Annotated in this window: 16 protein-coding genes; 14 read left to right on the top strand and 2 right to left on the bottom strand. The window is 51.1% G+C overall.

Annotated elements, in window-relative coordinates; translation table 11 throughout:
* Positions 1 to 3: 3 nt before the first annotated feature.
* From TREPR_RS15900 to TREPR_RS15870, 7 genes are read left to right on the top strand one after another with little or no spacing between them, the layout of a single operon-like run.
* The gene (locus TREPR_RS15900; protein WP_015709372.1) at positions 4 to 780 is read left to right on the top strand and encodes an SDR family oxidoreductase; all 777 of its coding nucleotides are present in this window, start codon (positions 4 to 6) and stop codon (positions 778 to 780) included.
* A gap of 38 nt (positions 781 to 818) precedes the next feature.
* Positions 819 to 1,874 carry an ABC transporter substrate-binding protein gene (locus TREPR_RS15895; RefSeq protein ID WP_015709371.1) on the top strand — a complete coding sequence of 352 codons (1,056 nt, stop codon included), beginning with the start codon at positions 819 to 821 and terminating at the stop codon, positions 1,872 to 1,874.
* A gap of 60 nt (positions 1,875 to 1,934) precedes the next feature.
* Positions 1,935 to 3,596 carry an ABC transporter permease gene (locus TREPR_RS15890; protein ID WP_015709370.1) on the top strand — a complete coding sequence of 554 codons (1,662 nt, stop codon included), beginning with the start codon at positions 1,935 to 1,937 and terminating at the stop codon, positions 3,594 to 3,596.
* 41 nt (positions 3,597 to 3,637) lie between these two features.
* Positions 3,638 to 4,702 (top strand): ABC transporter ATP-binding protein, encoded by a 1,065-nt coding sequence (locus tag TREPR_RS15885; protein WP_015709369.1) that lies wholly within the window; start codon positions 3,638 to 3,640, stop codon positions 4,700 to 4,702.
* Positions 4,703 to 4,710: 8 nt separating this feature from the next.
* Positions 4,711 to 5,538: an inositol monophosphatase family protein gene (locus TREPR_RS15880; protein WP_015709368.1), complete on the top strand. Its 828-nt coding sequence runs from the start codon at positions 4,711 to 4,713 to the stop codon at positions 5,536 to 5,538.
* 5 nt (positions 5,539 to 5,543) lie between these two features.
* Positions 5,544 to 6,260: an amidohydrolase family protein gene (locus TREPR_RS15875; protein WP_015709367.1), complete on the top strand. Its 717-nt coding sequence runs from the start codon at positions 5,544 to 5,546 to the stop codon at positions 6,258 to 6,260.
* Positions 6,261 to 6,283: 23 nt separating this feature from the next.
* Positions 6,284 to 6,574 carry a YciI family protein gene (locus TREPR_RS15870; RefSeq protein ID WP_015709366.1) on the top strand — a complete coding sequence of 97 codons (291 nt, stop codon included), beginning with the start codon at positions 6,284 to 6,286 and terminating at the stop codon, positions 6,572 to 6,574.
* 31 nt (positions 6,575 to 6,605) lie between these two features.
* On the opposite strand, the gene TREPR_RS15865 is transcribed toward TREPR_RS15870, so the two are convergent.
* The gene (locus tag TREPR_RS15865) at positions 6,606 to 8,447 is read right to left on the bottom strand and encodes a proline--tRNA ligase (RefSeq protein ID WP_041611257.1); all 1,842 of its coding nucleotides are present in this window, start codon (positions 8,445 to 8,447) and stop codon (positions 6,606 to 6,608) included.
* Between the two features lie 130 nt (positions 8,448 to 8,577).
* Here TREPR_RS15865 and TREPR_RS15860 point away from each other — a divergent pair, with 130 nt between their 5' ends.
* Complete coding sequence (locus tag TREPR_RS15860; RefSeq protein ID WP_041611761.1) at positions 8,578 to 9,408, top strand: hypothetical protein; 831 nt, start codon at positions 8,578 to 8,580, stop codon at positions 9,406 to 9,408.
* Between the two features lie 53 nt (positions 9,409 to 9,461).
* On the opposite strand, the gene TREPR_RS15855 is transcribed toward TREPR_RS15860, so the two are convergent.
* The gene (locus TREPR_RS15855; RefSeq protein WP_041611256.1) at positions 9,462 to 12,008 is read right to left on the bottom strand and encodes an asparaginase domain-containing protein; all 2,547 of its coding nucleotides are present in this window, start codon (positions 12,006 to 12,008) and stop codon (positions 9,462 to 9,464) included.
* A gap of 249 nt (positions 12,009 to 12,257) precedes the next feature.
* On the opposite strand from TREPR_RS15855, the gene TREPR_RS15850 reads away from it, so the two are divergent.
* From TREPR_RS15850 to TREPR_RS15825, 6 genes are all read left to right on the top strand, one after another.
* Positions 12,258 to 13,682, top strand: coding sequence for an MGH1-like glycoside hydrolase domain-containing protein (locus tag TREPR_RS15850; protein ID WP_015709362.1), 1,425 nt, complete (start codon positions 12,258 to 12,260; stop codon positions 13,680 to 13,682).
* Between the two features lie 3 nt (positions 13,683 to 13,685).
* A complete protein-coding gene (locus TREPR_RS15845) occupies positions 13,686 to 15,224 on the top strand; it encodes a Ppx/GppA phosphatase family protein (RefSeq protein WP_015709361.1) in 1,539 nt (512 codons plus the stop codon).
* Positions 15,225 to 15,254: 30 nt separating this feature from the next.
* Positions 15,255 to 17,456, top strand: coding sequence for a polyphosphate kinase 1 (ppk1, locus tag TREPR_RS15840; protein ID WP_015709360.1), 2,202 nt, complete (start codon positions 15,255 to 15,257; stop codon positions 17,454 to 17,456).
* Between the two features lie 5 nt (positions 17,457 to 17,461).
* A complete protein-coding gene (locus TREPR_RS15835; protein ID WP_015709359.1) occupies positions 17,462 to 18,823 on the top strand; it encodes a class I SAM-dependent rRNA methyltransferase in 1,362 nt (453 codons plus the stop codon).
* A 353-nt stretch (positions 18,824 to 19,176) separates the two neighbouring features.
* Positions 19,177 to 20,763, top strand: coding sequence for an ABC transporter substrate-binding protein (locus TREPR_RS15830; RefSeq protein ID WP_015709358.1), 1,587 nt, complete (start codon positions 19,177 to 19,179; stop codon positions 20,761 to 20,763).
* A gap of 63 nt (positions 20,764 to 20,826) precedes the next feature.
* Positions 20,827 to 21,777, top strand: a complete 951-nt coding sequence (locus TREPR_RS15825; protein ID WP_015709357.1) for an ABC transporter permease — start codon at positions 20,827 to 20,829, stop codon at positions 21,775 to 21,777.
* The last annotated feature ends 11 nt before the right edge of the window (positions 21,778 to 21,788 follow it).

Below are 21,788 nucleotides of genomic sequence, written 5' to 3'. Positions count from 1 at the left end.
AAAATGGGAATCATTGAAAAACTAAGACTTGATAATAAAAAAGCCTTTGTAACGGGCGGCGCTAGGGGGATTGGCTATAACATCGCCATCGCTCTGGCAGAGGCAGGGGCGGATGTGGCCCTGGTCGATACCGACGAAGGGACCGCAAAGGCTTCGGCGGAAGAAATTGCCAGGCTTACGGGCAGGAAAACCCTGGCCCTTAAGGCGGATGTCACCAAAAAAGCTGATGTGGATTCTATGATCGAGAGCATCCTTAAGAGCTTCGGCAGGATTGATGTGGCTTTTTGCAATGCGGGAATTTGTATGAATATTCCTGCCGAGGAGATGACCCTGGAAGATTGGAATAAGGTTATCAATATCAACCTTACCGGGGTTTTTCTTACCGCCCAGGCAGCAGGAAAAGTGATGATAAAACAGGGGGGCGGCTCAATTATTAATACCGCATCTATGTCGGCCCACATCGTTAATGTGCCCCAACCCCAGTGTTCTTACAATGCGTCAAAGGCGGGGGTTATACAGCTGACCAAATCCCTGGCCGTGGAGTGGGCGCTGAAAAACGTGCGGGTCAACTGCATCAGTCCGGGCTATATAGGAACGGATTTAACCCTGAGTTCGCCTACCCTGAAACCCCTGATTGAAAAATGGAACGCCATGGCGCCCCTGCATCGGCTGGGGAGGCCTGAGGAGTTGCAGGCCATTGCGGTGTACCTTGCAGGAGATTCCAGCGCATTTACCACCGGGTCAGACTTTGTAATTGACGGGGCGTTTACCTGTATCTGAATACGGGTGGAAGTTATTTTTAGTATGGAGGAGTGAAAATGAAGAAGTTTTTGGTTTTATCACTGACTATTCCCTTTTTGGTACTGGCCTCATGCGGCAACAGTAAGACCCAAGGCAGCAACGTAGCCGGAAGCAATGCTAATGGAAGTCTCGCTGGAAAAAATTTGAATGTCCTGGTTGCCTATCACGAGAGTATGGTTAAGACCCTGGCGGAACTTTTCGAGGCAAAGACCGGTGCTAAGGTGTCCTATCTGCGTATGCCCACCGGAGAGGCCACCGCTAAACTGGTGGCGGAAGCGGACAGACCCACGGTGAGTGTGTTCATGGGAGGGACCGTGGATGCCCATGAGAACCTTAAGGCTAAGAATCTGCTGGCCTCCTATGTTTCTCCCGAGGAAAATTTTATCCCCACCGAATTCAGGGATTCTGCTGGGGTATATAAAACACAACACTTGGAAGTTCTTTCTATTGGGCTCAACACTGAACGCTGGAAAGAGGAATTTGCCGGAAAGGGAATACCAGAGCCCACTAAGCTGGAAGACCTCCTGAATCCCCTGTTTAAGGGTGAAATTATTATGCCTGATCCGACATCATCCGGTACGGGGTATAATTTTGTCGATTCTGTTCTTGCCTATATGGGAGAAACCCGGGGCTGGGCTTTCCTTGAAGGATTAAATAAGCAGGTTGGACAGTATACCTCCAGTGGTTATACCCCTGCTGAAAAAACTGGTTTAGGGGAATACCTTATCTGTATCAATTATCTTACCGATCAGGTCCTGGTTCGTAACTCCGGGTATCCCCTGAAAAGTATTGCCTACGAAGGGGCTGGATGGAGCATGATCCCCATTTCTGTTGTCGCCGGATCGGAAAACGATCCTGTTACCCGGCAGTTTATTGATTTCTGTCTGACCAAGGAAGCGATCGATGCCATGGTAAAAGTAGCTTCCACACTGGCAGTACGGACGGATGCAAATCCTCCTGACGGTGGTATAGGACTAAAGGATATACCTATTAACCGGAATTATGATCCCGTTGAAGGGGCTGTACATAAGGCTGATGTCCTGGCTACCTTCAACTCAAAGACAGGTAAATAGTAAATTTTTTACCGGACCTTCGGTAACACGAGGTTCGGTAAAAACACTGCGGGGCTGTAAATGAAAAATGTAGCTAAGACGAAAGAAAAAAAGGGGTTTTTGATTGATGCGGCGGATATGTTTAAGGATCCCGGCCTGACGATTTTGATTTCGCTGGTATTTCTTACCTTTTTAGTTTTTATCATCTATCCATTCTCCAAATTGATTTTTCTTCCCACATTGGCGGATTGGAAAACTGCGTTCACCTCCAATAAGGTATTTCAGGCTTTTTGGCATACCATGGCTTCTTCATTGTTAGCAACAGTAACCGCTATTGTCATGGGCTTTTCTTTTGCCTATGCTATGAACTATACCAATATTCCCGGCAAAAAGTTTTTTCGTGTCCTGGCGCTACTCCCTAATATGGCGCCATCAGTAATGACCGGGCTTTCGTTTTTGCTGCTTTTTGGACGGCGCGGAGTAATTACCTACCGTATTTTCAGGCTACATTTTGATCCCTATGGTTGGTTTGGATTGTGGATTGTTCAAAGTATCGCTTTTTTCCCCTTGGCGTATATAACTATCTCCGGGGTGCTGAAATCCATCAGCTCCAATGTGGAGCTGTCAGCTCAAAATTTGGGGGCATCGGGGCTGAGGCTTTTTCGAACCGTAACCCTGCCCCTGGCTATTCCCGGGATAGCCAGCGCCTTTTTGCTGGTATTTATCAACGCCTTGGCGGATTTCGGCAATCCCAAGCTGGTAGGGGGTAATTACGGTACCTTGGCGACCCTGGCCTATACTACAGTGACCGGTAATTACGATATGCCATTGGCAGCGGCTTTGAGCCTTTTTCTGGTAGCCCCGTCACTTTTGGTTTTTATTTTGCAAAAATATTTTTTAGACCGCCGGTCCTATGTGACTGTTACGGGGAAACCCTCCGGCAGATTGGTGCGGGATGTTGTATCTCTGCCGGTTAAAGTGGTATTGTTCGTTATTTGTTCAGTTATCAGTTTGATGATTATGCTCCTGATTGGTGGTGTGGTTGGATTTTCCTTTACCGAAACCTTCGGAGTAAATAATACTTTTGTATTGAAACATTTTTACAGCAATGTAATTACTTCGAAAACCATGGGGAATAGTTGGCATCTTTCTCTGGTGGCAGCTGCGGTGACCGCATCCATTGGGGTGATGTTGGGTTACCTGGTTAACCGTAAGCGTTTCCCGGGGCGGGGTTTGGCGGATTTTCTTGCCATGCTGCCGGCCTGTTTGCCCGGTACCTTTATCGGTCTTGCCCTGTTGATTTCCTTCAATTCCCCGCCTCTGATGCTTACCAGTTCTGCAGCGATAATCGTCATTGGTATGACTATTCGCCAAATTCCTGTAGGGTATCGAAACGCTGTGGCGGGGTTCAAGCAGATCGATAAATCTATAGAGGAAGCAGCCGCTAATCTGGGCAGCGGCAGTGTGCATACCTTTGTTACCATTGTTATGCCTATGTTGAAAAATCCTCTTTCTATTTGTTTGGTTTATAGCTTTATGAAATGTATGAATACTCTAAGTACAGTTATTTTCCTGGTATCCCCCCGGTGGAATCTGGCATCCAATAGTATATTGAATCTGGCGGATTTTGGCAGCTACGGTGGGGCGGCAGCTACTGCTCTGGGGATGATGTTGATTATTCTGATTACCTTCGGGATAGCCAAGCTTTTGCTGAAAGATAAGATTAATATTTTTGATCTATAAAACAAATAAAGACAGAAGTGGGCTAAGAGGAGATATAGTAAATGGGCGAATCCGATATTTTACTGAAAATCAGCGATGCTGTAAAAATTTTTGATGATCATACGGTGATTAACCATGTCAACCTTGATTTGGAACGGGGCAAGTTTATTACCTTTTTGGGGCCTTCGGGGTGTGGTAAAACAACACTGCTGCGTATGATAGCGGGGTTTTATCATCTTGATAGCGGCGCTATTTTGCTCAACGGAAAAGATATTGCCCCTCTGCCTCCGCAAAAACGGAATACACCCATGGTATTCCAGGAATATGCCCTTTTCCCCCATATGACAGTACACGAAAATATTGCCTATGGTCTCAGGAACCGGAAGGTTCCTAAGACCGAAATTGCCACCCGGGTGCGGTCGGTTCTGGAACTGGTTAATCTAACCGGGTTGGAAAAACGGTTCCCCAATCAGATGTCCGGGGGGCAGCAGCAACGGGTGGCCATTGCCCGGGCCATGGTGAATAATTCGGAACTACTCCTGCTGGATGAGCCCCTTTCTAACCTAGACGCCAAACTGCGGGAGTCTGTGCGGGTGGAGCTGCGGATGATTCAGCAGAAAATGAAAATAACTATGCTTTATGTTACCCATGATCAGCAGGAAGCCCTTTCTATGTCCGATAAGATTCTGGTATTGAACCACGGCACGGTACAGCAATACGGAACTCCCCGGGAAATTTATTTTAGTCCCCGGACCAAGTTTGTGGCGGATTTTATCGGCACCACCAATTTTATTTCCGGCCAAAACGAACCGGTAAATGGCGCTGCCGCTTTTTCTTACTGCGGCCAGAAAGTGATAGGAGATCTGAACTCTACGGAAACGGGAACTATCACCTTCAGTATTCGTCCTGAATCAATACGGCTTTCCACCCAGGCTGTGCCGGGGGAAGTGAGTTTGCCCTGTGATGTAGAACATTCTATGTTCTTAGGTGAAAAGGTACGGTATTTCCTCCGGGATGAAGCCGATAAAGAATGGATCGTTGATGCATTTGATACAGGGACAGAAGCCCTTAGGGGTTCTGTTTTTATGACATGGACCGCGGGAAAGCCCCATCTGGTGGCGGAATAGGACATTATATGCAGGGAACGACGGATATTTCGGAAGGTCCGGATATTAGCGGCTTGGCAAAAAGGGTTGTGGAAATTGTCCGTGAAGCGGGCCGGGAAATATGCCGGGCCCATGACTATACGATTTTTACAAAAGAGGGCCATGAAAATTATGCAACAGAAGTGGATATCAGGGTACAGCGTCTGCTTGTGGAAAAGCTCAGCCCACTAATTTTCGGGGCGGTGTTTATTTTGGAGGAAGAACAGGAAACGGTTCCTGCCCTGGGTGAATATACCTGGATCATCGATCCCATAGACGGGACTCAAAATTTTATTAATGGATACCGGCATTCCGCCATTTCCGTTGCTTTGCTCAGGGGGACCACAGGGATATTCGGTGTGGTATACAACCCCTATGTGGATGAACTCTTTTCCGCCATTCTGGGACAAGGCGCTTTTCTGAATGGCCATCCGATTAAGGTCTCAAACAGGCCCTATAAGACAGCGCTGATTGGTTTTGGTACGGCGTCCTATTATCATGACCGTGCTGAACTGGCTATGAAGATTCTGGGTAGGGTATTCACCGTTGGCTGCTGTGATTTACGCAGGGCGGGATGCGCCGCCCTGGATCTGTGTTATGTCGCCTGCGGACGCCACGATGCTTTCTACGAGTTGCATCTGAGCCCATGGGACTATGCAGGGGCTTCTATTATCCTGCGGGAAGCCGGTGCCCGCCTTGAAGCTCTGGCGCCTGATAGTTGGGATTATACCAAAGCCGTCGGAATCCTGGGAGCGAATCCAATTATTTTCGATCAGCTTCGCAAAACCATAGAGGATATTATTTTGGAGAAGGAGTAACGGATATGCTAAAGATCGATGCACACAGCCATGCCGGAGAAGGCGCTGCAGTCTGGAGTGGAAAACAAGTAGTAGAACGCATGGATACCATCGGGATTGATAAGACGATTATTTTTCCCTTTACCGAAGGATTCTTCAACAATCAGGATATTCCCCGGTATGTGACAGAATTTCCTGATCGGTTGATTCCTTTCTGTGCGGTGAATCCGTGGGAAAAGAAACGAGCCACGGATGAATTGGAGCGCTGTCTGAGTTCAGGCTTTAAGGGACTAAAGCTGCACCCCACACTCTGCGGTTTCCGCTTGAGCGATCACGCCCTTTGCGATTCCCTGTTTGAGATCGTCCAGGCCCATAAGTCGGTGATCATTGTTCATGGAGCTTCGGATCTGTACAACTGTCCTCTGGAATTCGACCGCATGGCCCGCCGTTTCCCCCAGGTTCCTCTGATTATGGCCCACTGCGGCTTTTTTTGGGAATGGGAGTTGGCCTGCGAACTAGCTAATGAAAACGACAATTTGTATCTTGAAACTTCCCGGGTGCCTCCGTTTGAAACAGGCAAGGTTCTGGAAAAAACATCTGCCTCAAAAATGATGTGGGGTACCGATGGTCCCTTTGCAGACTATGAAGCGGAATATAAAAAGATAGAACGGATTGTCCGTAACGATACGGAATTTGAGCAGATTATCGGCGGTACCGTTGCGGGGATTTTGGGCTTTAAATAAAAGGGGCCTAAGGGGAATAGCGTATGTCTAAATTCGTTGCTATCTTTGATATAAGTGATAAGCCCCAGCCAAGGGATGCTTTGATTAGGCATATAGATCACCTTAAAGCCCTGCGGAAGAAAAACATCCTCTTTATGTGCGGCCCCCTTAAGGATACCCATAAAGCTATACAGGTCCTTGAGGCAGATAGCTACGATGAAGCCGATGGGTATGTGAAGATGGACCCTCATACCACAGCAGGCTATTTTACCGGGTATGTCCTCTATGAGTGGATAGAGGGAAATGAGGAAAACAATTACTTGCTGAAGGATTAATGTCCCACAGTTCGTCCGGACCTAGTAACGTCTACCGGTTAAGTTCCGCCAATGCGCTGAAAACCAGGGCCGCCAGCTCATCCGCAGCTTTGCTCACTTCCACCAGCCGGTTTTCCTTTTCGGCCCGCGCTTTTACCTCGACCTTGGGGGTGTCCCCGGCAAGATTCTTATCCCCCACCACCACCCGGTAGGGTATGCCGATGAGGTCTGCATCGTTGAACTTGACCCCGGGTCGTTCGTTCCGGTCATCCAGCAGTATTTCTATGCCCTTCTGTTCCAGCTCCGCAACGATTTGATCCGTAACAGCCTTGACCGCCCCGTCGTATTTGATGGGGATGATGATCACATGGAAGGGCGCAAGGGTTATGGGCCAGAGTATGCCCTGATCGTCGTGGTGTTCCTCAATAGCCGAGGCCAGGGTCCGATCCAGGCCTATGCCGTAGCACCCCATGGTGGGGGTGTGGCTTTTGCCGTTTTCGTCTAGATAGCTGACCTTCATGGAAGTGGTATACTTGTATCCCAGCTTGAAGATATGCCCCAGCTCGTTTCCCTTCTTTTCGTAGAGTTCTCCCCCGCAGACAGGGCAACGGTCCCCGGCGACCACGGTACGTAGATCCGTGACCAGCCAGGGGCCAAAGTCCCGACCATAGGCAACGTGGGTATAGTGGAGGTCCTTGGCAAGCGCCCCGGCCACAGCATCGTTCATGGCGGTGACGGTTTCGTCGGCGATCACCGGGACCGTGCTGAGCCCCACAGGCCCGGCAAAGCCCACCGGTGCGCCGGTGATCCGCTCCACATCCGTGTCCGCTGCAAGCATGACTTCTGCGGCTTTGATAATCGCGGCAAGTTTGACTTCGTTGACATCCAGGTCGCCCCGGATGGCCACGGCAAAGAAGGCTTCGGGGTACACCTCGGGCGCATCCGGGGCAGGTTTGCGCCGCTGAAGTTTGGAACAGCCCGGGGCGGAGCTGAGGTCCAGTTCCACGTTGACCGCTTTGTAGATCAGGGTTTTGATAAATTTTTTCGCATCGGTTTTAAGGAAGGCGCAAAGTTCCTCGATGGTCCTGACATGGGGGGTGTCGATTTTTTCCAGCGCCGGAATCGAAGCAGCGGCGGCCTTGGCGGCTTCCGGAGAAGCGGGGGCGCTGTAGTCGGGCTTACAGCCGGCTTTCTCCACATTGGCGGCGTAATCGCCGGCTTTGCAGAGCAGCAGGGTATTGTCCCCGATTTCGCTTTCCACCATAAATTCTTCCGACCCCGTGCCGCCCATGGCCCCCGAATCGGCCTGGACAGGGATCACCGTGAGGCCGCAGCGTTTGAAGATACGCCGGTAAGCCCGGCCCATTTTTTGATAGGTCTCATCCAGACTTTCTTCGTTAGTATGGAAGGAATAGGCGTCCTTCATGGTAAATTCCCGGCCCCGCATGACCCCGTAGCGGGGGCGGACCTCGTCCCGGTACTTGGTGTTGATCTGGTACAGGGAAAGGGGAAGTTGGCGGTAACTGGAAAGCTCGTCCCGGACCAGGGCGGTAAAGGCCTCCTCCGCAGTGGGGGACACCACAAAATCCGACCCCAGCCGGTTCTTTACCCGCAAAAGCGCCTCCCCCATGGAGTCCCAGCGCCCCGATTCCTTCCATAATTCGCCGGGAACCACCACGGTGGGCTTGATTTCCAGGGCGCCGATGGCATCCATCTCCTCCCGAATGATCCGCTCCACCTTTCTGAAAGAGCGCAGCCCCAGGGGCAGGTAGGCAAAGAGGCCGTTGGAGAGTTTGCGGAGCATGGCCGCCCGGAGCATCAGCCGGTGACTGACGATCACCGCATCCCCGGGAACTTCCCGGAGGGTGGGGATAAGGGTCTCTGAAAATTTCATGGTGTAGTCCTTGAAAGACAGCATACCCGGTTAGGGGGCCGATTTTCAAGTGGATAGGAGTCTGGGTGCGGCCATAAAGGAAGGGTATTTCCCCCTTGAGTGCAACCCCGCTATGCTTTATGCTGTTACTATGACGCTATCGAGCCGAAACATCGTATTTAAAACCGGTATAGGGGTCTCCCTCTTAGCCCTGGCGTTTACTTTGGTGGCGTCTTTTTCAGTTTTTTCCGTTTATCCCCAGGTGGGGGCGGATGCCCAGCGGGCGGCGGGATTTTTTCAGGCCCTGGTTGCCCCCTTTTTTCAGCCTGCGGCCTATGTAGCCTTTGTCACCACTATCAGTTCGGTGCTCTACGCTTTTATCACCATGTTCCTCATTTATTACTTTTTTGAAAAAACCCAGTCCCCGGAGATTTTATTTTTTGCACTTTTTGTGGTATCCCTTGCCTTTGAATCCCTGCGGATCATGGTTCCCTTTAGGGTAGTGAAGGATCTTCCCAGTGTCGTACTGGTGATAAGTGCCAGGGTGCTGATCTTTGGCCGCTATTACGGGCTTTTTTCCCTTTTTGTTGCCAGTGTGTATGCCGCCGGTTTGGATCAGCAGAAGCAGGGGAATGTGGTCTTTATCATTGCCGTGGCCACCCTGACCATCGCCCTGGGGGTGCCCATAGACGGCCTGAGCTGGGACAGCAGCATGCTGGTCATTTTTGGCTTTGCAACGATGTTTAAAACGGTTGAGATAGGCATAGTCCTGATCACCATGCTCAGTTTTTTTATATCCGCCTACACCCGGGGCGCCAAAGAGTATGTCTTCATCGGCATAGGTTCCGTCCTGGTGTCCCTGGGTAGGACGGTGCTCCTTTCCGCCGACACCTGGGTAACTCCCCTGCCGGGACTGATCCTCCTGATAGGCGGGACCTGGATTATCTGCAGTCAACTGCACCGGGTGTATCTCTGGCTGTAGGGCTGCGAGACTGACGAATGTCACACTTTCACCCCCAGGCGTGGTAACGGCCCTTATACCGGGTCCTTCTCACCGGCTGAAAAAACCGCACTGTCCATGAGCTGGGTCAGCTCTTCTTCGCTGTCCGCAATAATACTGGCCGCCAGGTAGCGGGCCACGGCGGTTTCGGTGGTATAAGCCCCCATGGGGACTGCGCCTACACGCCAAAGTTCCCGGGAACTGGTATAGCCGGTAAAGTCGACTATGCCCTCCTGCTGGGAGCTGCAATAAAAGTGGGTTCCCCGGCGTTTGCCCAGGGTAAAAGCCCGCTTGAGAGAGTAGGGTCCCTCCCGAAAACCTGCGGTTCCTGTGTCGTACAATTCCAGAAAGAAGTTTTTAACACCCTTGTCCATCAGAGAAACCAGGTAGTCTGCCCGGAGGCCCGGGTAAATACGGATCACGCACATGGAATTTATCGCATCTTCCAGGAGCTGGGCGAGTACGTACTGATCCGCTTCCAGGGTACCCGTGAGGAGGGATGTGCCGGAAAAAACCGGGGTTTCCATATTCCAGTTCCGGAAACCGTCCACACCTATGTGCTCAAATTTCAGGTTCAGCGGGGAGAGGACCTTGCCGCCATGTACCACATAGACACCCTTAGATTTCCCCAGGGCCAGGGCCACCGCTTTTTTCATGGTTCGCTTGGCCTCTGAAGAGGCTCCCGGGGGGGTTGAGGAGGCGGCAAAAACTATGGGGGCATTGGCATCCGCAAAAAGCCAGTAGATTAGGGGGGCTGTATAGGGCAGGGTGTCCGTGCCGTGGGCGATCACAATGCCGTTGGCGGTGCCCGAATTGAGCCGGTCCGCGATGGTTTCGATCAGGATGGCCCAGTCCGAGGGGACTATCTCCTCCGAGAGGATACGCCCCACCTGGATGGATTCGAACCGGACTTTGGAGGCGTCTACAGGGAATTCATCCCCTGAGAGCAGTTCCTTCAACACCTGTTCGTCTCCGGCTTCTACGGCGCCGTCCTCCCCGACCCGGCCGGAAATGGCGCCCCCCATGGAGAGGACGTACACCAGGGACACCGATAGTTCTTCCCGGAGTATATCCTTTACCAGGGTCGGTTCCGCCATGCCCCCGGTTTCCTTCATGATCAAACCGGTGAGGAACTGTATGGGCCGGGCATCCCCTTCCCGTATGCGGCGCACCTCCTGGGGATTGGCTGTAATAATTGCGGTAACAATATTTTTTATATCCCCCCGGTTGGTAAGCTGTTCCCAGCCCCGTTCTGTGATAAGCTCCTGGGGATCCCTGTCGTCCTCCAGAACGGCGCTTACCACCTGTTTGGCGATGCTGCCGTGGATACGATGGTCCCTGAGCATACGGAGTATCTCCGCGAAGCGTTCCGGGCTTAGGGGGGAGTCCGCTATGGTCAGATTCAGGCGGTTACATTCCTTGATAATATAGGAACTCATCCACTGGGCAGCTTCCCGGCTCTCTGCGGGGAGCTTCGCTGGAATATCCGCGGGAAGCTTGCCGACTAAAGTCGGCGCTGGAAGTACCGTACCCAAGGAGACGGTTTTTTCAAAGTAATCCGCCCGGCGCTTTTCGTCGCAGACAAATTCCGCCTGGTGCTGGGTGAGGCCGTATTCGGCAATCATGCGGTTCCGCCGGGCTTCGGGGAGTTCCACGGAAAAGCTATCCAGGGCTTCCAAAATATCCGGACCAGGGATGAAAGGGAGCAGGTCCTCGGTGACAAACCGGGGCTTTTCATCGCTAGGCCGGTTTTGGAAGAATTCAGTAGCGTTTTTCGCTTCGTTCCAGAGACGGCTTTCCGGGACCACGGTGCCGCCGTTCAGGACTATGTCCTCCTGACGGGACATTTCGGTGTTTACCGCCTTGCCCACAAAGTTCAGTGAGTTGAGGTTCCGCAGTTTGACAAAATTAACCGGGTTTTCCGGATAGGGGGCCATGGCCACATAGGCATTGCAGCGGATTACATTTTCCCAGGCGGGAAGCGGGTTTCCCGGCATAATCTCCAGGTATTGGATCTGCCGTCGCAGTTCGCCCAGGAATACCTCGGCTTCTTCGCCAATCTCAAAATCCGCCGCGGTGCGTATACGCAGACTGGGCATACCCGCCCTGGAATAGTCCATCCTGGTTTCCGGCTGTCCGCCCTTTCCCCGGTTCGAATGGGTCAGCCGGCCCGCATCTTCCTCCAGCCGGACCTCGGTGATCCGTATCCGTTTGCGCCGGCGGTGGAACAGGATGTCCAGGGCGCCATCCACCCCCAGGGTTATGGATAAACCGGAAAGGGCAATTGTCGGTTTTCCATCCGAACCTTGGGGTATTGGGGGGATATTGAGGTTCCTTTCATAGGGGGCTTTTTTGACAATGGAACAGCCCAGGCTCCGGATAAGGAGATAAGCCTTCCGGGCGGCCAGGGGGTTGAGAACCGGTATCGCGCCCTTTTCCCCCCGGCAGACCGGGCAGGAGCTTTTTTCTCCCTCTGCAGCACACGCGCAAAAAGTCTTGATCCCCGGCACAGCTGCCGGCAGGGCCGCTGTATGGAGTAAAATACGGACTTCCAGAGAAATATGGGTTTTATACACCGGCATCACCTCTCATACACTCCCCTGGGCAACATGCAACGAAGTTCCCCGCGCAAGCTGGTTTTTGGGGTTTCTTTCAATCAATTTTGTTAAATATAAAAAAAATTGACTGGAAAATTTGCCATTTTGAATGTATAATAAAATACACGTTGACGCAATCATCAATGTAAGTAGCTATTTTTCGGGAAAATGGATTTTTGTTTGACTTTTTTATGTACATAGACTAATCTCGACAGGATAAACAAGGAGCATCTGTTGACAAGACGTGATTTCCCCAAGATCCATTTTTACGATCAGGATTTTGTGGATATATATGATAAAACCTGGGCGTGGATTCAGGACTGCTGGCAAGGGGAGGGCGAAAAAAGCGCTATGGAAGGGAAATTTTTTTCCTACCCCGGCAGCCCGGTGATTCAGCAGATTGACGCCATTTTTTCCTCCTTTTTTTTAGTCTATTCAAACCGGATTTACCAGGCTTTTCCTACTTTGGATATCTTTTACCAGCACCAGGAACCTAGTGGGGCCATACGCTCGGCTTATGCCATTGAAAATGGGGAGCCCGTGGTGGAATCGGATAACCCGGAAGGTCTGGGGCTGCCCCTCTTTGCCTGGGCGGAATTTAACCTCTATCATAAATCGGGAAACAAGAAGCGGGTAAAGGACGTTATCCCTATCCTGGATAAGTACAATGCATGGATCGATTCGGTATTTAAGCGCCCCAACGGCCTCTACGAGGTTCCCTTAGCTGCTACGGGTATGCCGAATGCCCCCCGGGAAGAGGCGGCTTATCCGGTTGATTTCAACACCATGATGGCCATCAATGTGCTCTATATGTCCGCCCTGGCGGATATTCTGAACGATAAGGATGCCAGTTTTCAGTATAAACGGCAGTATTTTTCCCTGAAAACCCGGCTGAATACCCTGATGTGGGATGTGGATGACGGCTTTTACTATGATATTGATAAGGACGAAAAACGGATCAAAGTAAAAACCATTGCCGGTTACTGGCCCCTGCTGGCTGAGATTTCCAACGATGATAAGGCGGAGCGGATCATCGACAAACTTTCGGATCCAACTTTTTTTGGCGCCCCCCATCCTTTCCCTACGGTTGCCGTATCGGAACCCAGTTTTGATGAAACAGGTAATGGCTTCCGGGGCTCGGTCTACCCTCACCTGACCTTTATGGTGATCAAGGGTCTGGAGAAGTACCAGCGCTGGGACTTGGCCCGGGAATGCGCCATCCGCCACCTCTACTTTGTACTGGACTCCATGAACCCCGACGGGAACCACCACAAGGGCAACCTCTGGGAAGCCTATCTGCCCTTAAAAGAAGGTCCTGCCCAATGGCCGGAGAACCCCGATTTTCCCCGGCCCCAGTACCTCACCTACGATGCCTTGTCCACCATCTGTCTTACCATAGAAAACATCGTCGGCCTGTTTATCTCCCTCCCTCGGAAAACCGTGGACTGGATCATCCCCAACCTGGAAATCATGGGCATCGAGAACCTTTCCCTCAAAAAGAACATGATCACCATTCTTTCCAATAAAAGCGGCCGGGGCTGGGAAATTCACATGGAAAGCGAAAAATTGTATTATTTTACTATTAATATACTGGGAAAGAAAAAGAAAACCCTGCCCATCCCCTCGGGGAAATGCTCTATGTTGATAGACAAGCTGTGATGTATGGAAAAATCGACCCAGCTGGTGGCCATACTGGAAATTGGATCCACCGGCATCAGATCAATTATCGCTGAGATACACGGCGCCGGGCAATGGAAATTCCTGGATCGGGCGGGGAAACCCATAGCCCTGGGCCGGGATGTATTTACCTCCGGGCAGGTATCTCGGGAGTCCCTGCTGGAATGTCTTACGGTGCTCCAGAGTTTCCGGGAATTCCTGCGGGGCTGGGGGATCGCCGACGAAAATGTCCACTGCATAGCTACTTCGGCCCTCAGGGCGGCTAAGAACCGGGATCTATTTGTGGACCGGGTACGCCAGGAAACAGGGTTTAATTTTACCGTAGTGGAGGGGATCGAGGAAAACCGGCTGATGTACCTGGCGGCGCGGTTTGCCCTGAAAAGCGATATCCCCCAATTCTGGCGGGCCAATTCGATGATCATTGACGTTGGCGGGGGGTCCACGGAAATTATGCTCCTGCGCCGGGGAAAGATGGTGGCTGCCCACAGCCTCAAGCTGGGAACGATCTTGATTGATCAGCAGTCCAGGATGGCTATGGGGTCGATCCGCTCCCAGGAACGGTATCTCAATGAGACCATCAGGAATACCTCGGAATTTCTCAATGCCGAAATGGTCCTTGTCTACGTCAGAACCTTTGTTATCGCCGGTTCGGATGCCCAACTGGTGGCGGCCATGATAGGTCGGGAGATCAACGAAAATTGCTGGATCATTAACCGGGATGATTTTATCAAATTTGTGGAAAAGGTCCAGAACTACAGTGTCGAGGAAACGGTACAGAAACTCCACGTGCCCTTTACAGATGCCGAGGGCTTTGTGCCGGGTATTCTGGTCTACAAACTGTTCCTTGAACGGACCTCCGCCGCCCAAGTGGTGGTTCCTTTGGTTTCCATCCGGGAAGGGATGCTCATTGATATGGCCCGGGGGGTGGATCCTGAATTGCAGGAAGACTTCTTTTCCCAGGTGATCGCTTCGGCGCTTAACTTGGGCCGGAAGTACCACTTTGACGAATTGCATAACCTCCATGTGGCCAAACTCAGCATGACCCTCTTTGACGCTCTGATCCACGAACACGGAATGAATCGCCGGGAGCGGATGATGTTGGAAGTGGCGGCCACCCTCCACGACATCGGTATGTTCATTCGGGGTTCCGGGCATCAAAAACATGGCCAATATATTGTTGCAAATTCGGAGATCTTCGGCCTCCACAGGGAAGAACTGGACATAGTCGCCAATGTGATCCGCTATCACCGGGGGGACCTCCCTTCTGAAACGGATATCAGTTATATTGCCCTTCAACGGGAAGAGCGGATCCTGATGCTTAAACTGACCTCCATACTACGGGTGGCGGATGCCCTGGACCGGGGCCATTCCCAGCATATCCGGAGTATTACGGTGGAACGGAAGAGCGAAGCCATACTGCTCCATGCCCAGGGAAATTATGACCTGAGCCTGGAACGGATAGGGCTGGAGGAAAAAGCCGATTTGTTCCAGAATGTATTCGGGTATAAAGTGATATTGAATTAGGAATGAGAAAAGAGGAATGAGAGAAATACTATGACAAGTGGCAATAATTTATCAGACAAGGATACTAACATTCTTCGCTCCTCACTCCCCACTGCTCATTTTTTCAACCGGGATCTTTCCTGGATTGACTTTAACGGACGGGTACTGGAGGAGGGGCTGCGGCAGGATCTTCCTCCCCTGGATCGGTTTTGGTATTTTTCAATTTTTTCATCCAACTTTGACGGGTTCTTTATGGTCCGGGTGGCGGCAATGAAACAGGCATTGCGAGCCGGCGCCGGGCCTGATCCTTCGGGATTACGACCCGAGGAGCAGCTTAGTAAAACTGCGGAAAAGACCCGTTCTATGATACTCCGTCAGTATGACTGCCTCCAGAACGAACTGTTTCCCCTCCTCGCCCGGGAAGGACTGGAACTGGTACGCCCGGATACCTATTCCATAACCCAGATGGACTATCTGGAATCCTATTTTCTGGGCCAGGTTTATCCCATCCTGACACCCCTACGGATCGAAGCGGATGAAAAGCTACCCTTTATTTCGGGTAATGATCTTAACGTCGCCTTTCTTATGGAGCCGGAACAGGCTGATGGGGAGGCGGAGGATCATATTGCCATTATCCAGCTCCCCCATGCGCTTGACCGGATTATCTGGCTGCCCCGGGATACTTCGACGGATAGTTCCCCTGATGGGCTCCCTGATTCTGTTAGCAGAACCTGCTGGGCTCTGCTGGAGGATTTAGTGTTGACCTGGGGGGCCTATCTTTTTCCGGGATATCGTGTTAAAGAAACTATGCTTTTCCGGATAAACCGGGACGCAGACTTTTCGGTGGATGAAAAACGGGACGAGGATTTTATTGAAGCCATGGAAGAGGTTATCGAAGGGCGTACCCATTCGCCGGTGGTTCGTATGACCTTTTCTTCCGGAAGCCACCGCCTGAGGGATGAACTGGCCCGGCGTCTGGGGCTGGAAGAACAGGATCTCTACGAAATTGATGGTCCTCTGGATCTGGGCAGCCTTATGGATCTGGCCTCTGCCCGGGACTTCGACTCCCTCAGGAGCAAGGCCTGGAAAGTCTATCCAAGCGCCGCTTTTAACGAGGAGGAGTCCCTCTGGGACCGGATCAGCCAGCGGGATGTGATGCTCCACCTTCCCTACGAATCCTTTGACCCGGTGGTGCGCTTCTTCCAGGACGCCGCAACGGACCCCCAGGTGATTTCCATTAAAACCGCCCTTTACCGCACCAGCGGCAATTCTCCAGTCATTAAAGCCCTGGAGCAAGCCGCCCTGAACGGCAAGCATGTGACCGCAGTGGTGGAACTTAAGGCGCGGTTTGACGAAGAGCGCAATATTTCCTGGGCGAATCGCCTGGAAAAAGCCGGGGTCATCGTGGTCTACGGCCTGGCACGGCTTAAAGTTCATGCCAAGATAAGCATGATTATCCGCCGGGAAAAGGAGGGCATTAAACGGTATGTCCATCTTTCCACGGGAAATTACAACGATAAAACCGCCCGGCAATACGATGACCTGGGGCTCTTTACCTCCCGGGAAGAAATAGCCCTGGACGCTTCGATATTTTTCAACATGATCACCGGCTATTCGGTGATCAGCTCCATGCGGAAACTGGTGATTGCCCCCACATCCCTGAAGCGGCGTGTACTGGAACTCATCGACCGGGAAACAAAGCGTTCAAATCAGGAGCACCCCGGAAAAATCATAGCAAAGCTGAACGCCCTGGCAGACACGGATGTTGTTGAAGCCCTGTACCGGGCCTCCCAAGCGGGGGTAAAGATTGTCCTGGTGGTGCGGGGAATTTGTACCCTGATCCCCGGCGTACCGGGGCTGTCGGAAAATATCCGGGTGATAAGTATCATCGGCCACTACCTGGAACATTCCCGCATCTACTACTTCTCCAACGGCGGCGCAGAGGAATACTACCTTGCCAGCGCCGACTGGATGCCCCGCAACCTGGAGCGCCGGGTAGAATTGATGTTCCCGGTACTTCAGGAGGATATCAAGGTTCGACTCAGGAAAATATTAGATAGCTATTGCCGGGATAACCAACAAGCCCGGGAACTGAAAAGCGACGCTTCCTGGCGGCATCTTGCCCCCGCTCAGGGGGAGGACCTTGTCTCGGCCCAGGAGCACTTCCTCGCCGCTGCCGCCAAGGCAGGTGGAAACTTTTGGACCCCCAGGAATGAATTTGTGGTGCGCCGCGGTGCACCAGGAGGACAGTAATACTAATGAAACGAATCATTTTAAAACCCGGTGAAGAGGGCCGTATACGAGCCGGCCATCCCTGGGTCTACGATAACGAAGTTGGGAAAACTCTCTCCGGCCCCGGCGATGCTCCCCCCGCAGTTTTAGTACCCGGGGAAATCGCCGATGTGGAAAGTTCCCGCAAGGAATACCTGGGCCGGGCCCTGGTAAACCCCAATTCAAAGATCATCGCTCGGATCTACAGCCCTTCCAAAGAGGGGATGGACAAGGGTTTCTTCAAGCGCAGAATCCGTGAGGCCATAAACCGCCGTTTTACTGCTGGCCTTGACCTCTGCCGGGAATCGGCCCGGCTGGTCTTCGCCGAGGCGGACTTCCTGCCGGGGCTTATCATCGACCGTTTTACAGGTTGGCCCCTTGAGGAAGCTGAATCCCGTATACCGGAGCGGCCTCTCAGTTTTGAGGCCCTCGAATCCGCGCTGGGTTCGCCCCGGTCCTGGTTGGCGGTACAGTTTTTGGTTTACGGCATGGATAGCCGCCGGGAGGATATCCTCTCAGCCCTTGATGAAACGCTGGGGGCGGCTCTGGGCCCGAATTGGGATATCACCCTGGGAAAGCCTGAAGGTATAATTGAGAAGTCCGCAGAAAAGATGCGGGAACTGGAGGGGTTTCCCCTGCGCGAGGACCTTGTCTGGGGCAGCTATCCCGCCGGGGGTATAGTAATATTTGAAAAGGGCCTTCCCTTTGTTGTCCACCCCGGGGAGGGGCAGAAGACCGGGCATTTTCTGGACCAGCGGGATAACCGTCTGCGGGCCGCAAGCTTTGCCGCAGTCGGTGGTAACGCCGCTGAGGGAAGCGCCGGGGCGCGGGTCCTGGACGCCTGCGCCTATACCGGGGGCTTTGGCATACACGCCGCCCGGGCCGGCGCCGCCTCGGTAACCTGCGTGGATGTGTCCGCGGCAGCCCTGGAAACGCTGCGGGAAAACGCCGCCCTGAATGGGGTAGGGGACAGAATTACTACCCTAGAGGCGGATGTGTTTGAATACCTCCGGGCCTGTGACCGGCAAAATGAAAAGTTCGATCTTATCATTCTGGATCCGCCGGCTTTCGCAAAATCCCGGTCCGCCTTAGAAGGCGCCCTGCGGGGTTACAAGGAAATAAACCTAAGCGCAATAAAACTGCTCAATCCCGGTGGTGTCCTGGTGAGCTGTTCCTGCAGCCATGCCCTGGATGAGAGCCGCTTTAAGCGTATGATAACCGAGGCCGCTGCCGATGCGGAGCGTAGGCTCATACAATTGGATTTCCGTTATCAAGGGCCGGACCACCCGGTGCTGGTGGGGTACGACGAGTCTTTGTACCTTAAGTGCGGATTTTATAGGGTGATATAAGCCGGAAAATAGTTATTTACTTGCTGGGTAAGCGTTCGGATAATATCTTGTAAGGTATCATATTTCCGTATTATTGGGTAATTCTTTATAATAAAAGGAATTGCATGATTTTAGTATAGCTTTTCCCTGTAATCTACTACGAGGAAAGCGCTGATTCACCGGTAATTCCGATTTTTTTTATTTTTTTCGTAAAAAGCATTGACATGTTATATGAATTCTTATTAAATACCTGTGTATAATAACATAGTAAAATGATCGGTATAATAAGAATTTAGGAGGCTGTAATAGCGAGGATTTTTACTTTGGAGCTGGTAACCGTCACAATGTAATCGGAATTTAAAAGGAGAATTAATATGTTGAATCGTTTATCCACTAAGTGGATGCTTTCAGGTTTTTTGATGATAATTATAGTTCTTTTTTCGTTAAGTGCCTGCTCGGATTCCAAATCCTCAGGGCAGTCTGATAGTCAGGTAAAGGGTGGAGCGGTTGTTTACCGGGACACCTTAAATGTTGCTATTGCATCGGAAGCAACCTCATACGATACCCACCGGGATCAGGGTAATTCGCCAAAAATGGTGGGTGATGGACAGGTTTTTGAAAAGCTTGTTACCCTTAATGCTGCGGGAGAAGTTGTACCCGAACTTGCTGAAAGCTGGACGGTATCTCCTGACGGTAGGGAGATTACCTTCTATCTCCGTAAGGGGGTTAAGTTCCATGACGGTACGGAACTTACGGCTATCGACGCAGCAACCTCAATGAACCGGTGGATACGTTATTTCGGTATTGCAACGACTCTGGCAAAAGAGGCTCGGTTTGTAGAGGTAGATAGGTATACTCTTAAAATTAACCTGCCTAATCCGGCGGCCGCCTTTGTTGATATTCTTGCCGGTGCGGCCCAGCCTGCAACGGTTACTACCGCAGCCTCCAACGAAAACCTTGATGTGAATGGATTTTGGAAAGAGTATATTGGCACCGGTCCCTATAAATTTGTAGAATGGGTTCAGAATCAGTATATACTGTTGGAAAAATTTGATGACTATGTTCCCTATGGAGACCCCGATGTACTTGCTGATGGTAAGGCCGGTTATAAATATGGGTTTCTTAAGAAAATTTATTATTGGTATGTTCCCGATCCGATAACAAGGGTTATGGGCCTGGAAACCGGTCAGTATGATGCTATTTTTGCGCTCTCCGTAGATGACGAAGACCGGGTTAAAAATAATCCTGATCTGGAAGTTGTTCCTGCCTTGAACGGAATCGCCTATATGCAGGTTAATAAAAAACAAGGTCCTCTCAAGGATGTCAATCTTAGAAAGGCCATCAACTATATGCTGAATAACGAAGACTTGTTGCTGGCTCAGATGGGGACTCACTATGTACTGGATTCATCTTATATGAACAGGCCTCAGTATTGGTATAGCACCGCAGGTTCGCAGTATTATAATCAGCAGGATCTTGTTAAGGCCAGGGAGTATCTTGCAAAATCTAATTATCGGGGTGAGCCTATCCGCATTAATTCCAGCAATGCCATGGCTACAGTATTGCAGCGGCAGCTCATTGATTTTGGCTTGAATGCCCAGCTTATTGCCGGTGACAGTGCTGCCAGCTCTTCCATTGCGCCGGACCCTAGTAAATGGGAGCTTACCATTGGAACCCAGGTCATTCATCCTATTCCGGTTATTAAACCCTTCTTGGATGCAAACGCACGGGGCTGGGCGGACGATGAAACTTTGCAGAATTATATCACAGAATTCTACGCTCAGCCTACCAAAGAAGAAGCCAAGGCCGTGTGGGACAAAATACAGCTTTACTGCTGGGAGGAATATATTCCTACTTTCCTCATTGGGCATCAGGATAATCTCTATGCCTGGAATAAAAAACTGGAAGGGGTAGTAACCAAAGAGGGAATTTTCTTTTGGAATGCCAAGATCAGGCAGTAGGAAAAAACCGGAAACATCGGCAGTTTCCTGCCGATGGCATTCACAGGTAAGAGGACAAGGGTTATGCACAAATATCTGATTCAAAGGCTATTATCTACTATTCCGGTATTGATAGTGGTATCAGTGATTATTTTCATTATTATTCGCATGGCTCCGGGAGACCCTGCTATGGTTATACTGGGGGAAGATGCTAGCGCAGAAACCCTCGCTGATTTGAGGGAGAGAATGGGCCTGAATCTCGAGCCGATTATCCAATATGGCCGCTGGGTTTCAAATATACTCCGCGGCAATTTGGGCATATCCACAGTTTCCAGGGGTCTGCCGGTAGCGGAACTTATCGGGAATTCTATACGGCCCACTTTATCGCTCACCTTGTTTTCGATGGTCATTAGCATTACAGTGTCCTTGACCCTGGGAATCCTCAGTGCGAGGAAGCATGGCGGTGCATTGGACCATGGCATTGCGGCAATAACAATGTTTGGCATATCAGTTCCCAATTTTCTTTTTGGGCTTGGTTTGATGTTTGTGTTTTCAGTAAAATTGCGATGGTTTCCGGTTTCGGGCTACAAGGATTGGAATGCCGGGTTTGCCGCTCATTTCCATCCCTTGGTTCTCCCGGCTATTTCACTGGGTCTCATGCATTCCGCACTCTTGATGCGCATGACTAGAGCATCGGTTCTGGAAGTATTGGGGAGCGATTTTATACTGCTTGCCAAAGCCAAAGGGGTAGGGGAATTCTCTCTCTTGGTAAGACATACCCTGCGTAATGCACTGTTACCTATTATAACGGTCATAGGCCAGAGTTTTATTGGGGCTCTTTCCGGGGCGGCAGTCATTGAGTCCATGTTTAATATTCCCGGCATGGGGCAGTTAATTGTTAATTCAATCAGCAGACGAGATTACCTTGTGATACAGACCATTGTGCTTTTTATTACACTGCTCAATGTTGCCATTAGTTTGATTGTGGATTTGCTCTATTGCGTTGTAGACCCTCGTATCAGGCTGTCTCATTGAAATTTCCGAGA

The organism is Treponema primitia ZAS-2, from assembly GCF_000214375.1.
GTDB classification, from domain to species: domain Bacteria; phylum Spirochaetota; class Spirochaetia; order Treponematales; family Breznakiellaceae; genus Termitinema; species Termitinema primitia.
This window is presented reverse-complemented; position numbering and strand designations above follow the sequence as displayed.

What these genes read in the sequence shown, in the direction of transcription:
- TREPR_RS15870 (WP_015709366.1), top strand. Translation starts at nt 6,284, where the DNA reads ATGTCTAAATTCGTTGCTATCTTTGATATAAGTGATAAGCCCCAGCCA.
- TREPR_RS15855 (WP_041611256.1), bottom strand. Translation starts at nt 12,008, where the DNA reads ATGCCGGTGTATAAAACCCATATTTCTCTGGAAGTCCGTATTTTACTC.
- TREPR_RS15835 (WP_015709359.1), top strand. Translation starts at nt 17,462, where the DNA reads ATGAAACGAATCATTTTAAAACCCGGTGAAGAGGGCCGTATACGAGCC.
- TREPR_RS15895 (WP_015709371.1), top strand. Translation starts at nt 819, where the DNA reads ATGAAGAAGTTTTTGGTTTTATCACTGACTATTCCCTTTTTGGTACTG.
- TREPR_RS15900 (WP_015709372.1), top strand. Translation starts at nt 4, where the DNA reads ATGGGAATCATTGAAAAACTAAGACTTGATAATAAAAAAGCCTTTGTA.
- TREPR_RS15885 (WP_015709369.1), top strand. Translation starts at nt 3,638, where the DNA reads ATGGGCGAATCCGATATTTTACTGAAAATCAGCGATGCTGTAAAAATT.
- TREPR_RS15825 (WP_015709357.1), top strand. Translation starts at nt 20,827, where the DNA reads ATGCACAAATATCTGATTCAAAGGCTATTATCTACTATTCCGGTATTG.
- TREPR_RS15880 (WP_015709368.1), top strand. Translation starts at nt 4,711, where the DNA reads ATGCAGGGAACGACGGATATTTCGGAAGGTCCGGATATTAGCGGCTTG.
- ppk1 (WP_015709360.1), top strand. Translation starts at nt 15,255, where the DNA reads ATGACAAGTGGCAATAATTTATCAGACAAGGATACTAACATTCTTCGC.
- TREPR_RS15875 (WP_015709367.1), top strand. Translation starts at nt 5,544, where the DNA reads ATGCTAAAGATCGATGCACACAGCCATGCCGGAGAAGGCGCTGCAGTC.
- TREPR_RS15830 (WP_015709358.1), top strand. Translation starts at nt 19,177, where the DNA reads ATGTTGAATCGTTTATCCACTAAGTGGATGCTTTCAGGTTTTTTGATG.
- TREPR_RS15890 (WP_015709370.1), top strand. Translation starts at nt 1,935, where the DNA reads ATGAAAAATGTAGCTAAGACGAAAGAAAAAAAGGGGTTTTTGATTGAT.
- TREPR_RS15865 (WP_041611257.1), bottom strand. Translation starts at nt 8,447, where the DNA reads ATGAAATTTTCAGAGACCCTTATCCCCACCCTCCGGGAAGTTCCCGGG.
- TREPR_RS15860 (WP_041611761.1), top strand. Translation starts at nt 8,578, where the DNA reads ATGACGCTATCGAGCCGAAACATCGTATTTAAAACCGGTATAGGGGTC.
- TREPR_RS15845 (WP_015709361.1), top strand. Translation starts at nt 13,686, where the DNA reads ATGGAAAAATCGACCCAGCTGGTGGCCATACTGGAAATTGGATCCACC.